Below are 21,583 nucleotides of genomic sequence, written 5' to 3' on the forward strand. Positions count from 1 at the left end.
GCTCCTGACTATAACAATTTATACACTAAGAAGGTTTTTATGACAAAGCATCTCAAAAAGCTAAGGGACTTAGCTTGACAACGAAGTCCTCTAGGCTATCTGAGCCTTCTATTTCGATCCGAGGTAGTTCCAGTAGAGGGTCCTGAAACGAGCTGCGACCCGATCGACAAGACAAACCAAAGATGTAGCCACAAGCTCCAATTAAATGCTTAACTACTGGGTCAACATCACCTTCTGGATATGAAAAAGCTCTAATAGGTGTTCTCAGCTTCTGTTCGAGGATTGTTCGCGATCGCACTCCTTCACGCACAACCTCAGCAGGTGATAAAGAACTAAGGTGGCGATGACTAGCTGAATGAGAGGCAAACTCAACTCCTTCTGCTTGCAGTTGTACAATCTGCTGCCATTCGAGCAGAGGTAAATTTTCGCCATAATAAGCATTATCCCACTTATTAGTCTGTCCGATTCGATCCGCGACCAAAAAAACCATCGCTGAAAAACCATAGCGTTTGAGCAGCGGCCAAGCATCAGTTAAGAAGTCAAGATAGCCATCATCAAAAGTGATTAGCACTGCCCGCCCTGGAAGCGGTTTTTTTGTCATCATCGCTATGCGCCAGTCCTCTAATGTGACACTATAGAATCCCGCATCTTGCAGATAGCGCAGCTGTTCTTCAAATGCTTCAGGTGTTACACGCCATCGAGCCATTTCAGATGAACCAGTGGAGGCAACTCTGTGATACATCAGAATAGGCAGTTCAATAGTGTGGGTGACAATAGAAATTTCTGGGTTACGCTGGGGTATTCCACCTTCCCATAAAACATTCTCCGCATCTGTAGAGTTTAGTTGTCCATGTTGAACCTCAATTACCTCTGGAATTAATGACTCTTCTAAAAAACTACCAGGTAATTTTCGTTGAAAAAGTTGAACTCGGTAAACAGGAGTGTGGAGTTCCTTAACAAGGCAAAGACCAGGGGTTGAACCAATGATTTCACCAATTACTTTGGCACCAAAGGGATGATCCCAGTTGAAACCAGTACGGTTAGGCTCATCGACAACAAGATTTGCATGGGCTGTTATCAAGTAACCCCCAGGTTCAAGTGCATCAACAAATTTATGAGCAACTGCCTGGAGGTTTTCCCGGTTACCAACATAATAAAAAACTTCGCTACATACAATCAGTTCAAAACCACTGGGAAGCGGATCGGTTACAAAATCGAGATGCATATAACTGACATTTTTTAGTTGAGCACAGCGTTTAGCAGCACGCTCAAGTCCAATCTGCGAAATGTCAACAGCAACTAGATTATCAACATAAGGAGCAAGTTGTACTGTAAAGTGACCTTCTGCACAGGCTAGTTCAAGTGCCTGCTTAATTTGCCCAGATGGTAGCAATGAAAGAGTCTGTTCGTACTTTGTCTGTTCGTAAGAGCCTTTGTAATCCCAAGGGTCTGGACTCATAGCAAAAATTGTCTCGAATATTCCGCGAACGCCGGAATTAGCACCCTTAACTTTGATTGAAGAATTTAAAGCGGTTGTTTCTATTGCAGACCGCCATCCTTGACTCGTAGACTGACGCAGAATCAGGTCTGGTGTATAAAATAGCCTTTCTACATTTTGGTTAGGTTGGGGAGATATCTGAATCAATAGTTCATTGGTAACTAGAGCAGCATCAGTTAGTTCATCAATGACTGTTGTTGGCAGCATTGCCCACCGAGAAGCACTACTGCCTATTGGCTCCATAGTCCGACAACCAATTACCATTGCATTTTTTCTTAAGGATAAGATCTGGTTTAGAGCTTTAGCTGTGCCTAAAACAAGATTAGATATATATGCTTCTACCTCTGAAGTGTTTTGAGCTTTTTGTTTGGTTACTACTTCAGCTAGGCGGTCTCGGAGCGATATTTTCTCTGTCAGCGATCTGCCAAGTAAGCCTTCCCGAACAGCGGCTCGACATAGTTCAAACCCGCTCTCCAATAAGATTTTAGATCGCAATTTCTGAGCGCTAACAATACTCGATTGAACAGGCATGATAAAGGCTCCAATCGCCACCCCACCTACTGTGACAACAATATTTAAAAAGTTACTAGAAACTTCTAAATCGACCAACTCATCGCTGACCTCAACTACGAGATAGTTATTGACGACTAGGCGTTTTGTAGTTTCTTTTTGTACTGCCTCTTGCTCGTAGAAAACATTTTGCGACCAGTCTGGATATCCCCAAATTTCCTGTAAAAATACTGTCCAGCCAACCTGCTCGTGAGCCTGTGTCCAAAACTGCTCGCCTTCAGGCAATCCATCTGCAAGGCGCATTTTACCTCGCTGGATTGCTAAACCTGTAGAGTCTTGTTCAATCATGAAATCTGGATAGACGAGATGCTCGAAGAAGCGGCCGAGAATTGGCCAAGCAAACTCAGCAGCGATCGCATCAGCTAGAACACGACCAAAAACTATGCCATCAAAAACTGGCAATTCTAAGATTCCTAGCCGTTCTCCCTCTAATTCAATCGTACAATGCAAGCGTTCTGTTGAAGAAGGAGTATATAAGTCCTGAATCGGCTCTGTAACCTCTACTCGCACGGCATAGGTAATACCAACAGTTACAGGTCGCAATTGCACTGCCTCGTCTAAGATTATGCGCTCCATGTGGGAACGGGCACGACGAACAAGTCCAGTCGCGCCTAAGTGATTTTCCAGAGCTATTAAGAAGTCGTTTATTGGTTCTTGGAGATTTTGCCAGAACTTATGATATTCAGATAGTGGTGGGCAGGTTCTCAACGGTAGACCATAAAGTAAGGAGCTAACTATATCACTAGACAATAAATCTGGATTGCGAACATCCTGAAGCCAGTCTAGTAGAGGCCGGGCGTCCTTACCAGAACCGATAGCCAGTCCAGCACAGTAGCAAAGCCAGTTGAGTTTAGCACTAGGGAGGTCATCCATTGCCTGACCCTTTGCATAAGCGGGATGGGGGTTTAGTACTCGAGAATCGGGCGCATGTCCTTGAGTAATCACTTGAAGACCATCAATGAGCGATTGAAGTGCGTTAGTTGAAATAGAGTCAGTTCGTATACGATAATGCGCCAGCACTTCACTAGTCTCACTAAAATAAGCACCGATTCTGGCAATTCGTTGCCAGAAATCCCAGTCCTCACAGTTACTAAGCGCCTGATTAAAACCCCCAATTGCTTGAACTAGCGATCGACGAATAATACAAGTATGGATGGCCATTGGACTACTTTGAGTCAATCTAGGAAACAGTCCATCTGATGAAATTGAAAACACTGGCCCATATTGTTTGCGTTCAGAAGTCACTCGCATCCAACTGCAATAAGCAGCATCAAGTTTGGGGTCTGAAGCAAGGATGGTTGTTAGCCGCTCTAGGTGTAAGGGTAAAATCCAATCATCGGCATCAAGAAAAAGCAGCCAGTCGAATTGCGCTAAATTAATGCCACTATTTCGAGCGGCACTCACTCCCATTTGTGGTTGACTCACTACACGCATTCGAGAGTCCTGCTTTGCGAAGTTTGTGGCTATGGTCGCTGTTTCATCGCTGGAGCCATCATCAATAATAATCACCTCCCAGTTTGAAAAAGTCTGTTCGCAAACAGATTCGAGAGTTTCTGCAATTGTTTTAGCTGCATTGTGTGCAGGGATGATGACGGATACACCTAAGCTATTCATGAAAACACTCTCTCAACTTTTAAATTGCTTGACATTTAAATAAATTGCAGCCTTAAAAGCCATACAGTAAAAGTTTTAACGACCATTTTATGCAATATAAACATTTTGCTGATGTTGATTAAATAGCAAATGATGATGAAAAGCTTCAACGGCACGCATTACACCATTTTCTGCCTGAATACGTTTGCCCATAGCCGCTACACGCTGCTGCATTTTTTTGTCACTGATGGCAGCTAAAATTCCAGTTGCAAGCCTTTCAGCTGACAGTTCTCTTCGTAAAATTGGTGTCGGACCAAGACCTAACTTTGCTATCCTATTCCCCCAGAAAAATTGGTCGGTAATGTGAGGAATAATAATTGTAGGAACACCATCACGCAAGCTGTTCATTGTTGTTCCACTACCACCATGATGCACAATTGTCGCTACTTGTGGGAATAACCAATCATAAGCAATCCATTGTTTGATATTGAAAACTTCATCTGGTAGTTCGACTTCATCATCCAAGCTCTGCACGATGATTCTCTGCCCTGTGAGTGCCAATACTTTTAGCACTATTTCTTTATTCAGTACATCCCAGTTCATATTATTGCTAATGTATATTGGTGGTGCTCCTGCGGCTAGAAAATCCACTAAATCGGTAGGCGGTTGCCAATCTGTTGGTCTATCTAAAAACCAATAACCAGTCACGTGATGCCAATCAGGCCAATCAGATGGTTTAGGCAAAACAGAAGGACTATATATGTAAAAACGGGGTATTTGCTGCTGGTTCATCCGACGCACTATACCTGACCAGACTGGAAGAGCAGGCAAGTTTAAATTTTTCTGTCGCCATTCATTAAGCGGCTGACGAAAAAATTGCCAAGAAAGTTGGTCAAATAAGGGGTAGCTTAACCGATTATAGATTCCTCCCAAATCGAATCTACATGGCATATATAGATGAGGAAAAGCACGGGTTTGCTGAAGGGGTTGTGCAAAAGCAGCATAGCTAGGTATGCCCAGTTTTTCCACAATCTCATAAATCGGATGGGCATCTGAGTTAAAGATAATTGCGTCTGTATCTTGGCAAATACGCCAGCACTCAGGAAGAACACTTTCTTTGTATCTTTGCAGTAGCTTCCTTTGATAAATTATGGTACGGAATGTGTGGGAAATCAAGGATTCGGGGTATTCGATGTCTTCAACATTCAGGTCTATAGGAACACACTTTAATCCATGACTTTTAACTATTTCTTGATGATAATAATTAGTAGCAATTTGCACTGTGTGACCAACGCGTTGTAGTCCCAAAGACAATGCAATAAAAGGTACTATATCACCAGTTGAACCCCATGTCACCATTGTAATTTTCATAATAATTTTTATAGATTCGCTTTTTTTATGAAAAATCTATTGCAGTATTTTAGTGTTTATTTTTTCTTGAGCAATTTGTGTTTAATATTATTGGTAAATACAAACAAACAACAAAAGTTTTCAGTACTTCAGGTAACTGAGATGACTGTAAATCTGCCGTCGAGTATCTTGAAATGCTCTGCGACCATGCAAAAATCTGGAATTATCAATCATTACCATGTCGCCAGTCTGCCATGGTATCACCCCAGTCAATCTGTTTATGATTGTGTTAATTTCATCCATAACTACATCAGTAATTGGTGAACCATCTTCAAAGGTTATTGTCTGGGGTTTTGCTTGTAAATAAGTTACTAAAAATTGTGGCAGAGAGCCAAAAAGTTTTCCGAAGGTCGAACTATTATACGTCTCTAGCAAATAAGACTTTATCTTTTCCCAAGTACCTTGTTTGTGATACCACGGTATGATGCTATTAGCAAATGCCTCTTCACCAGAGTTTCTTGTTTTTACTACAGCTGAACAAATATATTCCATGTCTATGGACTGATCGTCTCTGACAATATAACTTATACCTTCAAACTCAGATAATGCTCGCTTCGCATCATCAATAGTGGTATCTGAACCAAAAAATAACTTCCAGCTATCGATATTAAAATCAAACATAAACTTGAGTTTTTTGGAAAGAAATAGTTGTTTCGACTGTTCGCTTAACTCTTTCCAAACCTGTACACCATCCCAAAACAAAGTTTCACCATCCTCAGCAGCGGGTACAGCACAACAAAACCAGACAACATCAGGACGGAATGGACTAACTGCATTCTCACAATGAGGAGGAACATACCCAGTTCCGTTATCTACTAACTGAATAAATTTGTCTGCTGAATCAACAATTTGTCTTTGGGGATCTCGAACGTATTTAGAACTAAATTGTGCCGAAAATTCTACTAATTGCTCGTAATTAATACCAAACCCCCGAAAAAGTAAAAGACCAAATGAATTAAACAGGTCTAATACTTCTTGAGTTGGAAGGCTAAGAATATTTTCTTGGCGATCACTAAAAATTATCTTAGCATCACTAGTGCCAAATTGTCTTATTTGAATTGTTGTCGTCATAATTTTCAATCTTTTTTATGTTGTAATTGCTTACTAATTTTTTTCGTGTTTCAACCGCTTCTATTTGCTTATTTACTCTGTTACGTATTGATTGAAATAAAGGAGCTTTTTCTGATTTTTGATTTAAATATTGTGTCAAGGAGTTGATAGTTGGATTCTGAAACATTTCTACAATAGATATATTACAGTTAATAATTTCTTGTAGCTTGTTATTTACCTGAAGCATCAGTAATGAATGACCACCAAGGTCAAAAAAGTTGTCATTGATACCCACTTTTTCTAGATGGAGCATCTCTTGCCAAACTCTTGCGATCGCCCTTTCCATTTCAGAACGAGGAGCCATATAAGCCTCTTCTAACTCAGGGCGATCGCCATCTGGTAGAGGCAATGCCCGACGATCTATCTTGCCATTCGTCGTTAACGGTAGTGCCTTTAGCTGTACGAATATCGACGGTAGCATGTATTCTGGTAGCTGTTCCTTGAGAAAGTTCCGGAGGTCAGTAGTGGTAGGAGCTATCTCAGTGTTGGCAACAAAATAAGCTACCAAACGCTTATTGTTTGGTACATCCTCCCGCATTAGCACTATTGCTTCTTGAACTTCTGGATGTTGCCCTAGTAAACCCTCAATTTCTCCAAGTTCAATACGATAACCACGCACCTTTACCTGATGGTCAATCCGTCCCAAAAACTCTAGATTTCCATCCCAACGATAACGAGCCAAGTCCCCGGTCTTGTACAATCGCGCTCCCGGCTTGTTACTAAAGGGATTGGGAATGAATTTCACAGCCGTAAGTTCTGGTCGATTCAGATAACCTCGCGCTAAACTAGCACCTCCTATATACAGTTCACCTGGAACTCCAATCGTCACTGGCTGGTGATATTGGTCTAATACATGTAGCTGAGTGTTAGCTATTGGTTTACCAATAGGAACTGAGCTTGATTCAATTTCACCATTAGGTACTCGATAAATACAACAGCCCACAACCGTTTCTGTTGGGCCATATTCATTTACCAACATCGTATCAGGTGCAAAGGCTTTCCAGAAGCTGATGCTCTCTGTCAAGAGGTTTTCTCCTCCAATAATGAAAGCTCTGGTTATACCTGCTACTTCTTTTGACGATAATTGCCCAGAGATTAATAAGAGTTCGGCTGGTGTGATTTTAACGAGACTCAAGTTTGACTCTTGGCGAAGTATATTTGCCAAAGACTCGATGCTTTGGTCTTCGGGAATGAGTTCTACCTGACGCCCAACCAGTAATGGTGAGAACAGACTCGTGATAGTTAAGTCAAAAGCAAGAGAAGAGTGAACGGTAGTTCCTTTGCCTTGCTCAACTGTATATGCTTGAGTACACCAACTTAAGTAGTTGAGTAATCCCTGATGAGGAATTAATGTTCCTTTAGGTTTGCCAGTGGAGCCAGAAGTGTAAATAACATACACTAGGTTAGCAGAATTTATCTGACAAACGGGGTTTTCTGATGATTCTTGAGCAATTTCTTTCCAATCGTAATCTAAACAAACTACCTTGATGGAATCGGTTGGCAATTTCTCTATCAACCTCTGCTGAGTTAGCAGTATTGGACTCTGGGTGTCTTGTAAGATAAAGGCTAAACGCTCTTTGGGATGTGCAGGATCTAAGGGCAAGTATGCTCCGCCAGCTTTTAAAATACCTAACACTGCAACTACCATAAAAAGCGAACGCTCCATACAAATACCAACAAGCACCTCTGGCTTTACACCCAATTTTTGTAAGTAGTGTGCTAGTTGATTCGCTCGGTTATTCAACTCGCGGTAGGTCAATTGTTGATTTACTCTGCGAGAAGCCGCGCCTTGCGCGTCTACAAAAATGACTGCAACAGCATCTGGTGTTTTTTCTACTTGCACCTCAAACAATTGATGAATGCACTTGTCTTGCGGGTAGTCTGTCTTGGTATCATTCCACTCAACTAATAATTGCTGAACTTCAGTTGGCGTTAATAGTTGCAATTTTGAAATACATTGTTCGGGATCGCTAACTATGCTTGACAATAAAGTCTGGAAATGTCTCAGCATCCGAGTAACGGTATCTGTATGAAATAAATCCCTGTTGTACTCGTAAGTTGCAACCAACCCTTGCTCGGAATCCTCCATAAACAATGTCAAATCAAACTTAGATGTCCCGTTGTAACCCTCATAATAAGTAACAGAGACATCTGACAGTTTGGGATTTGATCTTGGTACATTCTGGAGAACGAACATCACTTGAAATAATGGGTTGTAACTTAAGTCTCTATTTGGCTGTAGTTCTTCTACTAACTTCTCAAAAGGTAAGTCTTGATGAACATAAGCTTCTAAAGCTGTTGACTTCACCCGCGCTAATAACTCTTGAAAACTTAAGTCGGCAGAAAGTTCTGTACGCAGTACTAAAACATTGACAAAAAATCCTATTAATGACTCAACTTCTGCTCTGTTACGATTGGCGATTGGCGAACCGACTAAAATATTAGTCTGATCTGTGTAGCGATACAGCAAGGTTTTAAAGGCTGTAAGCAAGGTCATAAACAGAGTTACTCCCTGCTGACGGCTCAAATTCTTTAGTCCTTTTGTGAGAGTTGGAGAAAGAACTAATTTCGCTTGAGCGCCTTTGAATGTTTGAACTGGCGATCGCGGACGGTCTGTTGGTAAATTCAGTACAGGAAGTTCACCTTGCAACTTTTGTTTCCAATAGGTCAATAAAGATTGAATACGCTCAAAATCGAGCCATTTTTGTTGCCAATTAACAAAATCTCCATACTGAATGGGTAATTCAGTCAGTGGTGAGAGTTTGCCTGTTGCGAATGCTTCATATAGTGCAGTTAGTTCTTTAATCAAAAGACTAATAGACCAACCATCTGCAATTATATGATGCAGGGTAACAATTAAGTGATAACTTTTATCACTTAATTGTAAAACTTGAGCACGTAAAAGCGATTGAGCAGATAAGTCAAATGGCTGCTGTGCGAATTCTCTAGCCAAACGTTGTGCTTCTTGAATGCGTTCGTTTTCTGATAGTGAACGCAAATCTTCAACCGCCAAAGTTAAAGGTATAGCTTGATTGATAACTTGGACGGGTTGTTCATCTATGACTGTAAAGCTTGTGCGTAAGACTTCATGTCGTCTAATAATTTTGTTAAGACTATCTTGTAAAGCTGTTAAGTTAACACAACCTTTGAAGTTAATGACTATAGGAATATTATATGTAGGAGTATCGGGAGTAAGCTGATTGATAAACCATAATCCCTGCTGGGCAAAAGATAGAGGATGAATAGATGTGTTTTTTTCTTGTTGAGTAAGGGATAATGACGGTATTGCGTCTGTTGTCATTTGAGCCAGTAACTTGGTGACAAGCGATCGCGTACTCATCCCTTCAAAAAAGTCTGCTACGGATACTTCTACCTCTAAATCAACCTCAATCCGATTTTTTAATTCAAATACTTTTAAAGAATCAAGTCCCAGTGTGCTTAATGGTTCTTGAAGATTAATATCATCCGGTGCGATGGAAAGTACTCGTGCTAAGAGTTCAGTCAAATATGATTCTAGAATCGGTTGACACTCTTTTGGGGAAAGCGCTAAAAGTTCGGAACGCTGTAATCGAGTTTCTTTTCTGGCAATATCACTAATTTTGAAAATGTCACTGACAACTATATTCAGTTCACCATTCTGAAATTGAGTGCGAGTTACACGTCGTTGAATTTTACCACTAGAAGTTTTAGGTATACTACCTGGTTTAATTAAAACTACGCCATAAACTTGTACCTCATGTTCTTCACTAATAACTTGCCGAATTGCACTAGTTACTTCTGCTAAACTTGGCTTGGCACGAAACTCTAATTCTTGTACAACAAAGAGCCTTTCTTCGTTATTAATATCTACTGTAAATGCTGCATTAGCACCAGCACGTAAGGATGGATGACTGCGTTGGGCGCTTAATTCTATATCCTGCGGGTAAAGATTGCGACCGCGAATAATAATTAAATCTTTTGCTCTACCTGTAATAAAGAGTTCTTCATTGTCCAAAAAGCCTAAGTCACCAGTTCGTAAAAACGGCCCCTCGCCTGTGTCTTTCAAATAGGCGTGGAATGTTTGCTCTGTTTCTTCTTTTCGATTCCAATAACCTTGACCTACACTTGGCCCAGATACCCAGATTTCGCCAACTTCATCTGATGAACAGCGAGTAAATGTTTCAGGATTGACAGTGACAATTTGCTGTTGAGGAATTGTTTCACCGCAACTGACAAAGCTTTGGATACCTTGACTCTGGGTAGTTGCTTCAACTATCTGGTTCTGTGAAAGTGCAGATTTCTCTACAGTTTTTACTTGAGCTAAAGCTGTTTTGATCCCACCAGAAACTATCAAAGTTGCTTCCGCCATGCCGTAACAGGGGTAGAATGCTTTTGGACGAAAGCCACACTCTGCAAAGGTGGTTGCAAATAGCTCAAGAGTATCCTGCCGGACTGGTTCAGCACCGTTAAACGCGACATTCCAACTACTTAAGTCAAGAGTTTCTTTTTGTTCTTGAGTAATCCTTTGAACACATTGTTCATAAGCAAAGTTGGGGCTACCACTGGTGGTGCCTTTGTAGTAAGATATAGCTTGCAACCACCGGTAAGGTCGTTGTAAAAAAGATGCTGGCGACATTAAGATGCAAGGAAAACCGCCATATAAAGGTTGCAAAATCCCACCAATCAACCCCATATCATGGTAAACAGGCAGCCAGGATACAAACTTGCTACTAGATGAATGTTCCATGAGTTGGTAAGTTACATCGGCATTGTGCAGCAGATTGCCATGACTGAGCATCACTCCCTTTGGTGTGCCTGTAGAACCCGATGTGTATTGCAGAAAGGCTAGGGTATCCCTATTGATTGCAGGTTGTTGCCAAGAATCTTCTATACCCTGTGCGATGTTGTCAGTTGTCAGCCAGTGAAAATTTCCCTGTTTTGTTAGGAGTGTGAGTATTAATTGTAATGTGGGAAGCATTGCTGTTGTGGTGAGAGCAACGCTTGCCTGTGCATCTATGCTAATAGCTTGTATTCTAGGCGTTTTACGTTGATTGCGAGGCGGATAAGCTGGAACTGCCACTACCCCAGCGTATAGACAACCAAAAAATGCTGTTAGGTAATCCAATCCTGGAGGATATAGTAATATGGCACGTTCCCCACTCAAACCAAGAGCTTGGAGTTGAACTGCTACAGCCCGACTGCGCCGATCCAATTCTTGGTAAGTCAGCGTTAATTCCTGAGTCTCGCCATCTTCAAGAAAAGTGAAGGCTGGTGCGTGTGGCATCTGGAAACTGCGATCGCGCAGAATATCGATGATAGTCGCATACTGAGGGGGAATTTTTCGGAATTTATTAATAATTTGAGTCATTATTATGTCTCAGGTAATCAGATCCAAACAAGCAGTAGTGGCAAAACTAATTTCACACTCACTTCTGGCTGAACAAAGATTTGAGTCAGTTGTTATAGATATCTTAGTTTGAAGTTCTACTTCAATAAAGTAAACCTTAAACAGATATACCTCTTTCCTGCTCAAGCTCGTGCTTTTCTAGAATTATTTAATTCAATTGGGAAAACTCACTCAAAAAACAGACCTCAATGTTGCTTTAGGGAACAAGACGGCGAAATCACTAAATTAGCCATGCAAGCTTTGATATTGCTAGTTATTTTCATTTAGATTTTTATAGATTACAAGGGATTGTGGCATTTAGCAATCATCTATTAATAAGTAATACCTATTAGTACAAAATGTAAACGTGATTTTATCCTATTGCATAAAATAATTTATTACTTTTGACGTATATCAACGGCTCGAACAAGTCAAGTACTTTCAACAACCTGATTTTAGCTCAAGCATGGGAATTCCGTAGTTTAAGGGTAGTCCAGTGGCTCAAATTTGAATAGTGAATGTGCGATCGCCTCAAGGCAACGCGCGCTTAGAGGATCGCCTGCAAAAATTTGCCTTTTTAACTTGTGAGCGATTTCTATCATATCCTTACTTGGTAACCAGGGAAAAATTACTACCTCCCCTGGTTTGGAAAACATGTTGACTAGCTGTTCAATCAATTGCTCTTTAAGATCCGATTCTGGAAAAACGATGACAGTCTTTGCTTGTTCAATTAACCAATCATGATCCCAGTCATCAGAAGTAATCGCAATAGCAAGGGCAGCAAAGGGTATGCGTTCGACAAATTGGGGTGAGGCTGTATCACCGCAAAACAAAAGATGCTGCTTTCCCAATAAGTACCAGCCTGACTGAAGTTCATTATCAATAGTAGTAACAGGAGAAGAAGCCGTGGATATCTTTGGTGCAGTCACTTCTATTACTGATATTTCAACCTCTGCCACTGCTTTTGGTACTATGGTCTTAATCTTCTGCTCTTGAGTAAGTGGCTTTAATGGCTCTGATGAAATAACAACAGAAGTTGACTGTGATTTCTCTTGCTCAATTGCTTGGCGAAGGCTTTTGTATGTTACGCTTTTCCCTTCTTTTGCTCGTTGCAAAAACTCCTGACGAACATCTTGTGATGTTGATGGTGCTGCCAAAAGGTAGAGAGCAGTAGTTGCAATATTTATTTGTGCAAGATTTGCAGGTTCAGTCAATGCTTCATAAACATTAATAAAATTGTAAGCCGTCCGTCGGCTCCAACCAAACTCAACTTTGAGCCAAGTCTCAAACTGTCCGTGTTTGAGCCGGGAGCGCACGTCAGCTAACTTCTGACCAATTTCCCAAATATCCTGGGCTGAACGGCGTAAGCGCTCCTTAATTTCTCCAGTTCGCTGCTGAATAACAATACGCTGTTTGTCATCCAAAGTTTTATAGTCGAAGCCAGTGACTATTTGGCTCTGTTTTTTCAACCTGTTCACATTGTTCACAATTTGTATAGACTACCTTCTACAAAAAATTTATCATAGCCAATTATTATGTTGATTGTGTACAGCATCCAGCAACGTGATTGCTGAAAAAGATTTCTAGAACTTACGCCAAAAAACCTCTCTAACTCTTATTCCTCCGTGTTCTCTGCGTCGTGCCAGTTGCTAAGAAAGCGGGAACGCTAAGAGCGAACAAGTCGGGGAACCGCAAGGGCACACTGGCTTCTCTGTGGTTTGATTTTCCGTTACCTGTGCGTAAGTCCTGATTTCAAAGGAAGCGAAGTTATGAGGGAATGCGCGAAAATAATTTCTACAGCTGAGTGTTTGATTCGATGCACTTCGGTCATTAATATACAATGCCTTGGATTGAGGGAATTGATAAATCGGTTAAAAAGATGACGCTCACTTAGGAATTTTCCAAAGAAAGAAAATTGCGTTTTAGAACGCGGATTGATATTAGCACCAGCTTAAGGAAGATATTAAATGCAACTACACAAATCATGGTAAAACCTATATTGGCTCAAACACTATTGGTCTTGAGGCGGGAGAATGAACAAACCACCTTTTCAGCGCAAAAGAACCACCTCTGTTGCCTCTAGCGCTCTAAAACTACCAGAACCCTTTGCAAAGAAAGATACTCCTCTAAAAGAAAACCTCGCTTCCGTGACAATTGACGTTACTGCTGTTGAAGTCCAAGAGTTAAGTGAAGAAGAACAAAGCTTACGCCTGCATTTAGAGCAAAAAGTTGAACGTGCTTTTTATGAAGCAGGGAAGGCGTTAATGGAGTTACGTGACCGCAGGCTATACCGTTCCACACACAAAACATTTGAGGATTATTGCCGCGATAAATTTGGTCATAGTCGGCAACAGTCGAATTACTTGATTGCCGCAGCTGATGTTTATGAAAATTTGACAACCAATGGTTGTCAAATTGTGGAGCATGAAGACTTGACAGCCAATGGGACACAAATTCTACCAACCAGTGAGCGCCAAGTCCGACCCTTGACAAAGCTTGAACCCCAGCAACAGCAACAAGCGTGGCAACTTTCAGTCCAGGAGGCTAGTGGCAAAGTGCCAACTGGTAGAATCGTCAAAGACGTAGTTCAGCGAATCATGGATCACAAGAAAGTACCCAATACCTATGAAATTGGAGAAGTTTGCCAAATCATTGCCCAGGACAATCCCGAACTCAGGGGTAAGAGTGGGTGTTGGGGCATAGTCAGCCAAGTGAACGATTTCACTTGCACCGTAAGACTTTGGGATAGAGAGTACACCATTGGGTTAAAGCATCTGAAGTCTTATGATTACTCACCTTCGGAATGTCAGCAAATACAACAAATCAGCGAGCGCATCAGCAAAATATACTCCAGCGCGTTGGAAGAATCGGTTCAAAGGTTTTTGGAGTCTTTAGGAAAACTGAACCGACCTTATTTAAGTGCATTGGAAGAAAAACTGTTGAATGTATTGGAATCGGAACAATTCAATAATCTAAGGATAGTCCAATGGCTCAGATCTTAATCTTGAGTGTGCGATCGCCTGACGACAACGCTCAATATCAGGATCTCCCGCAAACACTCGCCTACTTAGCTGATGAGAGATTTTTATCATATCCATGCTTGGTAGCCAGGGAAAAATTACTATATCCCCAGATGCCGAAAACATCTTGATTAGCTGTTCAATCAAATCCTCTTTAAAATCTGATTCGGGAAAGATAATCACAGTCTTTGCCCGTTCAACTAACCAATCATGATCCCAGTCCTCAGAGGTAATCGCAATGGCAAGTGCAGCAAATGGTATGCGTTCGACGAATTGTGGTGCAGCTGTATCACCCCAGAACACAAAATGTTGCTTTTCCAGTAAAAACCAACTTGACTGGATTTCATCGGCAGTTTCAATAACAGGTGAGGCTGAGGATGACTTTGCTACAGTAACCTCTAAAGCTGGTGTTTCAACTTTAACCATCTCCTTGGGAATTATAGTCACAATCTCCGGCTTAGAAGTAAGTGGCTGTGGAGGCTCAGGGGAAGCAGCAGCAGAGGTAGACTGTGATTTCTCTTCCTCAATTACCTGACGAATACTTTTATGAGTTAAGGTTTCGCCTTCCATAGCACGTTGCAGAATTTCTTCACGAACGTTTTCTGGAGTTGATGGTGCTGCCAAAAGGTAGAGTGCAGATGTGGCAATATCTATTTGTGCAAAATTTGCACGTTCAGCAAATGCTTCATAAACATTAATAAAATTGTAAGCCGTCCGTCGGCTCCAACCAAACTCAGCTTTCAGCCAAGTCTCAAACTGTCCGTGTTTGAGCCGGGAGCGCACGTCAGCTAACTTCTGACCAATTTCCCAAATATCCTGTGCTGAACGTCGTAAGCGCTCCTTAATTTCTCCAGTTCGCTGTTGAATAACAATACGCTGTTCAGAATTTAAAATTTCATAGTCGAAACCAGTGACCACTTGACTATGTTTTTTCAACTTGTTCACGATTTGTTTAAGACTACTTTCTACACAAAATTTATCATAGTCGATTATATGTTGATCGGCCCTAGCATCCATAAACGTCGTAGCTGAAATCTTCTTCAGCTATAGAGAAATTATGAGGAAAATAGCTTGATCTTCTTTAATCTTAATGATAATCTTTTTAATTAAGATGTACTCAAGAGACGATGAAAGAAGAAAAAAATTGGCTTCTAATACTAAAACAGGGTATCCTAATTGAATAATATTTCTAATTGTTAACACAATATCTGTAGGATTCAGTCATACATTAACCTTTAGCTGAAAACTACACTCATTTTAGTGCGGGTAAATAGAAGCTCAACCAAGACTACGGCTTAACTTTCCACACATGGGTTGCTGAGTAAAGCAAATTTCTTTGGCTAGAGTTTAGAGTTCAGCAAGAAAAATTAAAGCTGAGAATTGATTGCTATGCAAACAACGTCCCACCAGATAAGTGCGGATAATTTTTTTCTAGAGGTAGATCACATTTTTATCTGCACGACAAAAGGCGCTGAAAGTATCTCAGTTCTTGAACAACTTGGTTTTTACTGCTCTCATCAAGTAGTGCAGCATGTGAAACAAGGAACAGCATCAAGGATAATTTTTTTTGAGAATACTTATCTTGAGTTAATTTGGGTAGAAGATAAACATTTAGTGGAACAGCAATCTGAGCTAACAGACATTCATATGCTAACCCGTGTTCGTGGGCAACACCCAGAAGCATCACCCTTTGGTATTGGTCTACGTAGGAGGTCTGATCAGAGCAAGTTGGTATCCGATTCAACTTTATACTGGGCTGAGTGTATGCAAGGACAGATATCTATTAGTTTTGCAGCAGAAAATCTTGTGAATCAGAAAGAGCCTTTTTGCTTTGTGATTCCTGACTGCATTGCTCTGACAACTTGGCTCGATCCCTCATTAACAGCGTATCAGCAGTTAATATCTCATCCCTTGGGTGTAAGAAAGCTAACCAGTGTAAAAATCACAATTAATAGCGACAAAGACTTGACTGACGCTATGTCTGTGCTTTGTACACATAGTCATGTCACTATTGAACGAGGGAAAGTTCCACTGCTAGAGTTAACTTTTGACGAGGGTATCAGAGAAAAAAATCTTGATGCACGACCAATTCTACCAATTTTGTTGAAATATTAAAACACAGCGTAATTGCATCGCTGCCAAACAGAAAGAATGTGAACAGAGGTATTACTATGGCAACAATGGGAAAGTATTGCAAAGCTTACTCTTTAAAAAAATTACGTGAGTTCAGTCAATGGACGGAGTATGCTGAAAATACAAGAAAAGAAAGCACAGAAGTTGAGGGCGAGAAAGTCAAAATTAATAGAGAACTAACCGATGATGACTTTCTTTACCTTCAAGAAAACTATGTAGTCACCGATGGAATTTTCAAGGATGAGAATATCATTTTTGACAATGTAACTCCCGAATGGAAGGAGTTTTGCCACAAGACTCTGGCCTTTGAGATTCCAGTTTACGAACCCATACAAGTCAAAGCATCAGTAAGTCAAGAAAAAGTTGAGTCCTAAAATAAGAGAAACTGTGATGAACGAGTTAGTACAACGATTGTCAGAAGGTCAACATCCTGTCGAAGTCAGCTTACGACCCGAAAAAACAGCCATAGCACTTAAAGAAAGTATCGACAGAGGTTATGTTCACATCAAATTCACAGATACTAAGGGAGGTACTGATTTAAGTGTCAAGCTAGATCCAGAACTGTCTAATTTTAATGAAGCTAACTTTGAGCATCCCACGGGGAAAGTTCATTTAGTTGGCAACCTAACTCTAAATTACGTAAAAGTTCAATGCATTGCAGATATTAACCTCGAAACTTTAGAAGGTAAGGGACACCTCGAACCGATAGAAAAGTGATAGCAGTTTTACTCCATTGCAATAGATGTATAGAGGCGAAATTACTTCCTTCAAGAAGGCTGAACGAACGCATCTCTACACAACTCTAAACTTGAGTTCCAAACAAGGTACAAGATTTTGATATTAGGCATCAAAAATAATTAATAGGAGAGAAAAATGTATCAAGATGATAAAGAAGATACAACGATTTACAAAGTTGTAGTTAATCATGAAGAGCAGTATTCCATTTGGCCTGCTGACCGAGAAAATGCATTCGGTTGGCGGGATGCAGGCAAAAGTGGTTTGAAGGCAGAATGTCTTGAATATATCAAGCAAGTCTGGACTGATATGAGACCACTCAGTTTAAGAAAGAAGATGGAAGAAGCTGCTCGCAGCCAAACTTAGTACTACCGATAAAGTAATACCAATTCGCTAAAAGAATGTTACAGATTCAAACCGGGATGCCCAAATCGATCTTACTTTCTTAATTACAAGCTTGCTTCTCACGCCTAGCACAAGTATTGCCAATTGGTATAAGAGGTTTTAACTGCAAGAAACAGAGCTTAAAAAGATACTTTATAGGGCTATTTTATCAAACTTCAAGTCCAATCATGACGACTACACCAACTTTAAACTCCTGGGTTACCTGTCCTAAGCCAAATTCTTCTGCTTCGGTGCGTTTATTCTGCTTCCCCTATTCCGGTGGTAGTTCTCTAACTTTTCGTACCTGGTCAGAGGGCTTACCCACAACTGTAGAAGTTTGTCCTATTGAACTACCTGAACGAGGAACTCAGATGAAGACAGCTCTATTCTCGCAGCTAGAACCTCTTGTGAGTGCGATCGCTCTCGCTTTGCTTCCACATCTAAACAAACCATTCGTCTTCTTTGGTCACAGTATGGGAGCGCTAGTCAGCTTTGAGCTTACCCGTTTACTCCGTAAACAGTACAGTCTAGAACCAGTACATGTGTTTGTTTCTGCTCGCCGCGATCCCCAAATTCCCGACTCAGATCCACCCATTCATGCCTTACCAGAACCTGCTTTTAAAGAAGAACTACGTCGTCTTAATGGTACCCCCGAGGTAGTGTTGGAAAACACCGAACTGATGCAACTTCTTGTCCCGATTTTAAGAGCAGACTTTGCGGTTTTGGAAACTTATGTTTATACTGCCGAACCACCACTTAACTGCCCTATTACTGCTTTTGGCGGCTTACAGGATCGGGAGGTCAATTTTGATGAACTCCAAGCTTGGCGCGAGCAAACCAATAGTGCATTCTCACTGCAAATGTTCAGAGGCGATCATTTCTTTTTGCACTCAGCCCAATTACTCCTGCTACAATCACTTTCTCAAGAACTACAGGAGATTACCAATAAAATAAAGCGTTCACAATATAACTTTTGATTTCTTCTGTTTATTCTTAATTTTACCTTACCTTACATTTGTAGTTTGTAGTTTGTAGATTGTAAATTTTTATAACTCAGGTAAAAATATTTTTTATTTTCCTCAATGTTTGATAAAATATTTTATAAATGCATAATTTAGTAAGCCTCTTTTATGTATTTTCATCAAAATATTCAAGGAATTTTAGAAATAATATTTAAATACCTTTAACAGTATATTTAGTATTGAAGTTATTTACATTTTCTTCATTAATTAGAAAACTAAAATATGAGCTATATACTGAAAGTTCTTCAAAGAAAAACATTCCGACTTTTACTGTTTATACTTAGTTTCATCTTTATCTTATTTACAGCAAGCCATAGTGGAGTGACACTAGCAAAATCCACTGAAATACTTTGGGATACTTATGGCGTACCCCACATCTATGGTAAGGATCAAGCAAGTGCATTCCGAGCATTTGGTTGGGCGCAAATGCAAAGCCACGGTAATCTACTTTTGCGTCTATATGGTCAAGCACGCGGACGCGCTGCCCAATACTGGGGAGAGAAATATTTAGAATCAGACCAATGGGTACTGACTATGGGAGTCCCGGAACGAGCTCGTTCTTGGTATAAAGCACAGAGTCCAACTTTTCGCAGCTATCTTGATGCTTTTGTCACAGGAATCAATGCCTATGCTAAGGAGCATAGTGAGTTGATAGATGACGAGGTAGAGGTTGTGTTGCCAGTCAAGGCAGAAGATGTTCTGGCTCACCTCAACCGAGTACTCCATTTTACTTTTATCACGAATCCAGAAGAGGTTGCGGGTCTTAGCAAGCAAGAATCAAAAGCTGGGTCTAATGGTTGGGCGATCGCACCATCACATTCTGAAAACGGTCATGCTATGCTGCTGGCTAACCCACACCTACCTTGGTCAGATTTATTTTTGTGGTATGAAGCCCAGATGAATGCACCAGGAATTGATGCTTACGGAGCAACACTGGTGGGTATTCCTGTTTTAGCGATCGCCTTTAATGATAATTTGGGTTGGACTCATACAGTCAACACCTTTGATGGGTGGGATGCCTACGAACTCAAACTGCGCGATGGTGGTTATCTTTTCGATGGCAAAGTTCGCTCCTTTGAAACTAAAACCCTATCTTTGAAAGTTAAACAAAAAGACGATACACTGCGATCGCAAAAACTTTTAGTGCAAAGTTCTATTCACGGACCTGTCATACCGCGTAAAGACGGTAAAACTGTGGCACTGCGCGTTGTGGGTCTTGACCAGCCAGGAGTACTACAACAGTGGTGGGATATGGCACGCTCTCAAAACCTCACCCAATTTCAATCTGTACTACAACGGTTACAACTACCGATGTTCACGGTGATGTATGCAGACCGAGCAGGGCACATCATGCACCTGTTTAACGGTCAAGTGCCAATTCGGCAACAAGGCAATTTTGAATACTGGCAAGGTTTAATTCCTGGAGATACATCTAAAACCTTGTGGACAAAAACTCATCCATATCAGGATTTACCACGGGTAATTGACCCAAAAAGCGGCTGGTTACAAAATACCAATGACCCACCTTGGACAACAACCTTTCCACAGGTTCTCAATCCAGATAATTATCCGCCTTACATAGCACCACGCGGATCTACGAATTTTCGGACGCAACGTTCTGTGCGGATGCTAGCAGAGGATGACAAAATCTCTTTGGCGGAAATGATTGCTTACAAGCATTCAACAAGGATGGAACTGGCAGATCGTATTTTGGATGACTTAATTCCAGCTGCACAAAAGTATGGAAGCGAATTAGCTCAACGCGCAGCAGACGTACTGTCAACTTGGGATCGACAAGCGAATGCAGATAGTCGGGGTGCGGTATTATTCGCCAATTGGGTAGAAACAATAGACTTTAATAGTGCATTTAGCAAACCTTGGAGTGAAAAGTTTCCCCGCACTACACCTGATGGCTTGGCTAATCCTGAAAGTGCAGTCACAAAATTGGAAACTGTTGCAGCTCAAGTAGAAAAAGCTTATGGAAAATTAGATGTAGCGTGGGGAGATGTTTTCCGGCTACAGTCTGGTGATGTTGATTTACCTGCAAATGGTGGTGATGGCGAACTCGGTATCTTTCGCGTCGTCGATTTTGCTCCACTGCCAGATAGGCGCTTCAAATCTGTTGCTGGTGATTCGTATGTCGCTGCGGTTGAATTTTCTCAACCTGTCAAAGCAATGGCGCTTATCGGTTATGGTAATGCAACTCAACCAAATTCACCCCATGTGGGCGACCAGTTGAAGTTGTTAGCCCACAAGCAGTTGCGGCAAGTTTGGCGCTCACGCCAGGATATCCTACCGCATTTGACTGAACGCAAGGTATTCTGAAATCTATTCACAAAATTGGTGAATTGATATGACACCTGAACGTGAGCTAAGAGTCGAAATTGCTAGAAACATCATTGAGGAATGCGAAATTCGGCGTTGCTGAATGAAAATATGAATCAGGCGGTCGCTGCAATCAGACGAGTGGGATACATCTGAAGCGGCACTGAACCATACCTGAGATAATGTATAACTAGTCGAATGGAGAATTTCAGCATTTGTGCTGACTTAGAATAACAGAAAGATTTACGATGTAGTCGAGCTAAATAATGCGGAGCCGGAGATGCTCCGCCTCCGGTCTAAAACGACTGTTTTCTCCTTCGACTCTACTCACATCTTGCACCTAACCGGATAAACCCGTAAAAGATAAATAAAGAGCGCAAAATATAACAGTAAAACAAGAATATTGCTGAAATCTCAA

13 protein-coding genes and 1 pseudogene are annotated in these 21,583 nt (G+C 41.0%); 7 read left to right on the top strand and 7 right to left on the bottom strand.

The features are described from left to right. Window positions 1-52 precede the first annotated feature (52 nt). The 5 genes from V7K56_RS06095 to V7K56_RS06115 all read right to left on the bottom strand — a co-directional run bounded on the left by V7K56_RS06095 (window position 53) and on the right by V7K56_RS06115 (window position 13,024). Entirely contained in the window at window positions 53-3,682 is a 3,630-nt protein-coding gene (locus V7K56_RS06095) for a trifunctional glycosyltransferase/class I SAM-dependent methyltransferase/polysaccharide deacetylase (RefSeq protein ID WP_334908569.1), read from the bottom strand. Between the two features lie 87 nt (window positions 3,683-3,769). Next, entirely contained in the window at window positions 3,770-5,032 is a 1,263-nt protein-coding gene (locus tag V7K56_RS06100; RefSeq protein WP_334908571.1) for a glycosyltransferase, read from the bottom strand. 120 nt (window positions 5,033-5,152) lie between these two features. Beyond that, the gene (locus tag V7K56_RS06105) at window positions 5,153-6,142 is read right to left on the bottom strand and encodes a TauD/TfdA family dioxygenase (RefSeq protein ID WP_334908573.1); all 990 of its coding nucleotides are present in this window, start codon (window positions 6,140-6,142) and stop codon (window positions 5,153-5,155) included. After that, window positions 6,105-11,528, bottom strand: coding sequence for an amino acid adenylation domain-containing protein (locus tag V7K56_RS06110; protein ID WP_334908575.1), 5,424 nt, complete (start codon window positions 11,526-11,528; stop codon window positions 6,105-6,107). The genes V7K56_RS06105 and V7K56_RS06110 overlap by 38 nt, the downstream gene beginning before the upstream one ends. Before the next feature lie 500 nt (window positions 11,529-12,028). After that, entirely contained in the window at window positions 12,029-13,024 is a 996-nt protein-coding gene (locus V7K56_RS06115) for a DUF3102 domain-containing protein (RefSeq protein WP_334908577.1), read from the bottom strand. 555 nt (window positions 13,025-13,579) lie between these two features. Between V7K56_RS06115 and V7K56_RS06120 the strand changes: the two genes are divergently transcribed. Continuing rightward, window positions 13,580-14,548: a hypothetical protein gene (locus tag V7K56_RS06120; protein WP_334908579.1), complete on the top strand. Its 969-nt coding sequence runs from the start codon at window positions 13,580-13,582 to the stop codon at window positions 14,546-14,548. On the opposite strand, the gene V7K56_RS06125 is transcribed toward V7K56_RS06120, so the two are convergent. Then, entirely contained in the window at window positions 14,519-15,511 is a 993-nt protein-coding gene (locus tag V7K56_RS06125; RefSeq protein ID WP_334908580.1) for a DUF3102 domain-containing protein, read from the bottom strand. The two genes, V7K56_RS06120 and V7K56_RS06125, sit on opposite strands and share 30 nt — an antisense overlap. A 444-nt stretch (window positions 15,512-15,955) precedes the next feature. Here V7K56_RS06125 and V7K56_RS06130 point away from each other — a divergent pair, with 444 nt between their 5' ends. The 6 genes from V7K56_RS06130 (at window position 15,956) to V7K56_RS06155 (ending at window position 21,165) form a co-directional block, all read left to right on the top strand. Next, a complete protein-coding gene (locus tag V7K56_RS06130) occupies window positions 15,956-16,681 on the top strand; it encodes a VOC family protein (protein WP_334908582.1) in 726 nt (241 codons plus the stop codon). A gap of 56 nt (window positions 16,682-16,737) precedes the next feature. Then, entirely contained in the window at window positions 16,738-17,073 is a 336-nt protein-coding gene (locus V7K56_RS06135; protein ID WP_334908584.1) for a hypothetical protein, read from the top strand. A gap of 16 nt (window positions 17,074-17,089) precedes the next feature. After that, window positions 17,090-17,416: an MbtH domain protein gene (locus tag V7K56_RS06140; RefSeq protein WP_334908586.1), complete on the top strand. Its 327-nt coding sequence runs from the start codon at window positions 17,090-17,092 to the stop codon at window positions 17,414-17,416. 156 nt (window positions 17,417-17,572) lie between these two features. Then, a complete protein-coding gene (locus V7K56_RS06145) occupies window positions 17,573-17,800 on the top strand; it encodes an MbtH family protein (protein ID WP_334908588.1) in 228 nt (75 codons plus the stop codon). Between the two features lie 206 nt (window positions 17,801-18,006). Further along, window positions 18,007-18,795 carry a thioesterase II family protein gene (locus V7K56_RS06150; protein WP_334908590.1) on the top strand — a complete coding sequence of 263 codons (789 nt, stop codon included), beginning with the start codon at window positions 18,007-18,009 and terminating at the stop codon, window positions 18,793-18,795. A gap of 267 nt (window positions 18,796-19,062) precedes the next feature. Further along, window positions 19,063-21,165 carry an acylase gene (locus tag V7K56_RS06155; protein WP_334908591.1) on the top strand — a complete coding sequence of 701 codons (2,103 nt, stop codon included), beginning with the start codon at window positions 19,063-19,065 and terminating at the stop codon, window positions 21,163-21,165. Window positions 21,166-21,281: 116 nt separating this feature from the next. On the opposite strand, the pseudogene V7K56_RS06160 reads toward V7K56_RS06155, so the two are convergent. Continuing rightward, a pseudogene (locus V7K56_RS06160) lies at window positions 21,282-21,496 on the bottom strand (hypothetical protein); the annotation flags it as partial. Between the last annotated feature and the right edge of the window lie 87 nt (window positions 21,497-21,583).

Origin of the sequence: Nostoc sp. (genome assembly GCF_036917535.1) — a bacterium.
GTDB lineage: Bacteria > Cyanobacteriota > Cyanobacteriia > Cyanobacteriales > Nostocaceae > Nostoc.

Bases quoted from the DNA above. Each gene is read 5' to 3' on its own strand.
- V7K56_RS06095 (WP_334908569.1), bottom strand. From the start codon at position 3,682: ATGAATAGCTTAGGTGTATCCGTCATCATCCCTGCACACAATGCAGCT.
- V7K56_RS06100 (WP_334908571.1), bottom strand. From the start codon at position 5,032: ATGAAAATTACAATGGTGACATGGGGTTCAACTGGTGATATAGTACCT.
- V7K56_RS06105 (WP_334908573.1), bottom strand. From the start codon at position 6,142: ATGACGACAACAATTCAAATAAGACAATTTGGCACTAGTGATGCTAAG.
- V7K56_RS06110 (WP_334908575.1), bottom strand. From the start codon at position 11,528: ATGACTCAAATTATTAATAAATTCCGAAAAATTCCCCCTCAGTATGCG.
- V7K56_RS06120 (WP_334908579.1), top strand. From the start codon at position 13,580: ATGAACAAACCACCTTTTCAGCGCAAAAGAACCACCTCTGTTGCCTCT.
- V7K56_RS06130 (WP_334908582.1), top strand. From the start codon at position 15,956: ATGCAAACAACGTCCCACCAGATAAGTGCGGATAATTTTTTTCTAGAG.
- V7K56_RS06135 (WP_334908584.1), top strand. From the start codon at position 16,738: ATGGCAACAATGGGAAAGTATTGCAAAGCTTACTCTTTAAAAAAATTA.
- V7K56_RS06140 (WP_334908586.1), top strand. From the start codon at position 17,090: ATGAACGAGTTAGTACAACGATTGTCAGAAGGTCAACATCCTGTCGAA.
- V7K56_RS06145 (WP_334908588.1), top strand. From the start codon at position 17,573: ATGTATCAAGATGATAAAGAAGATACAACGATTTACAAAGTTGTAGTT.
- V7K56_RS06150 (WP_334908590.1), top strand. From the start codon at position 18,007: ATGACGACTACACCAACTTTAAACTCCTGGGTTACCTGTCCTAAGCCA.
- V7K56_RS06155 (WP_334908591.1), top strand. From the start codon at position 19,063: ATGAGCTATATACTGAAAGTTCTTCAAAGAAAAACATTCCGACTTTTA.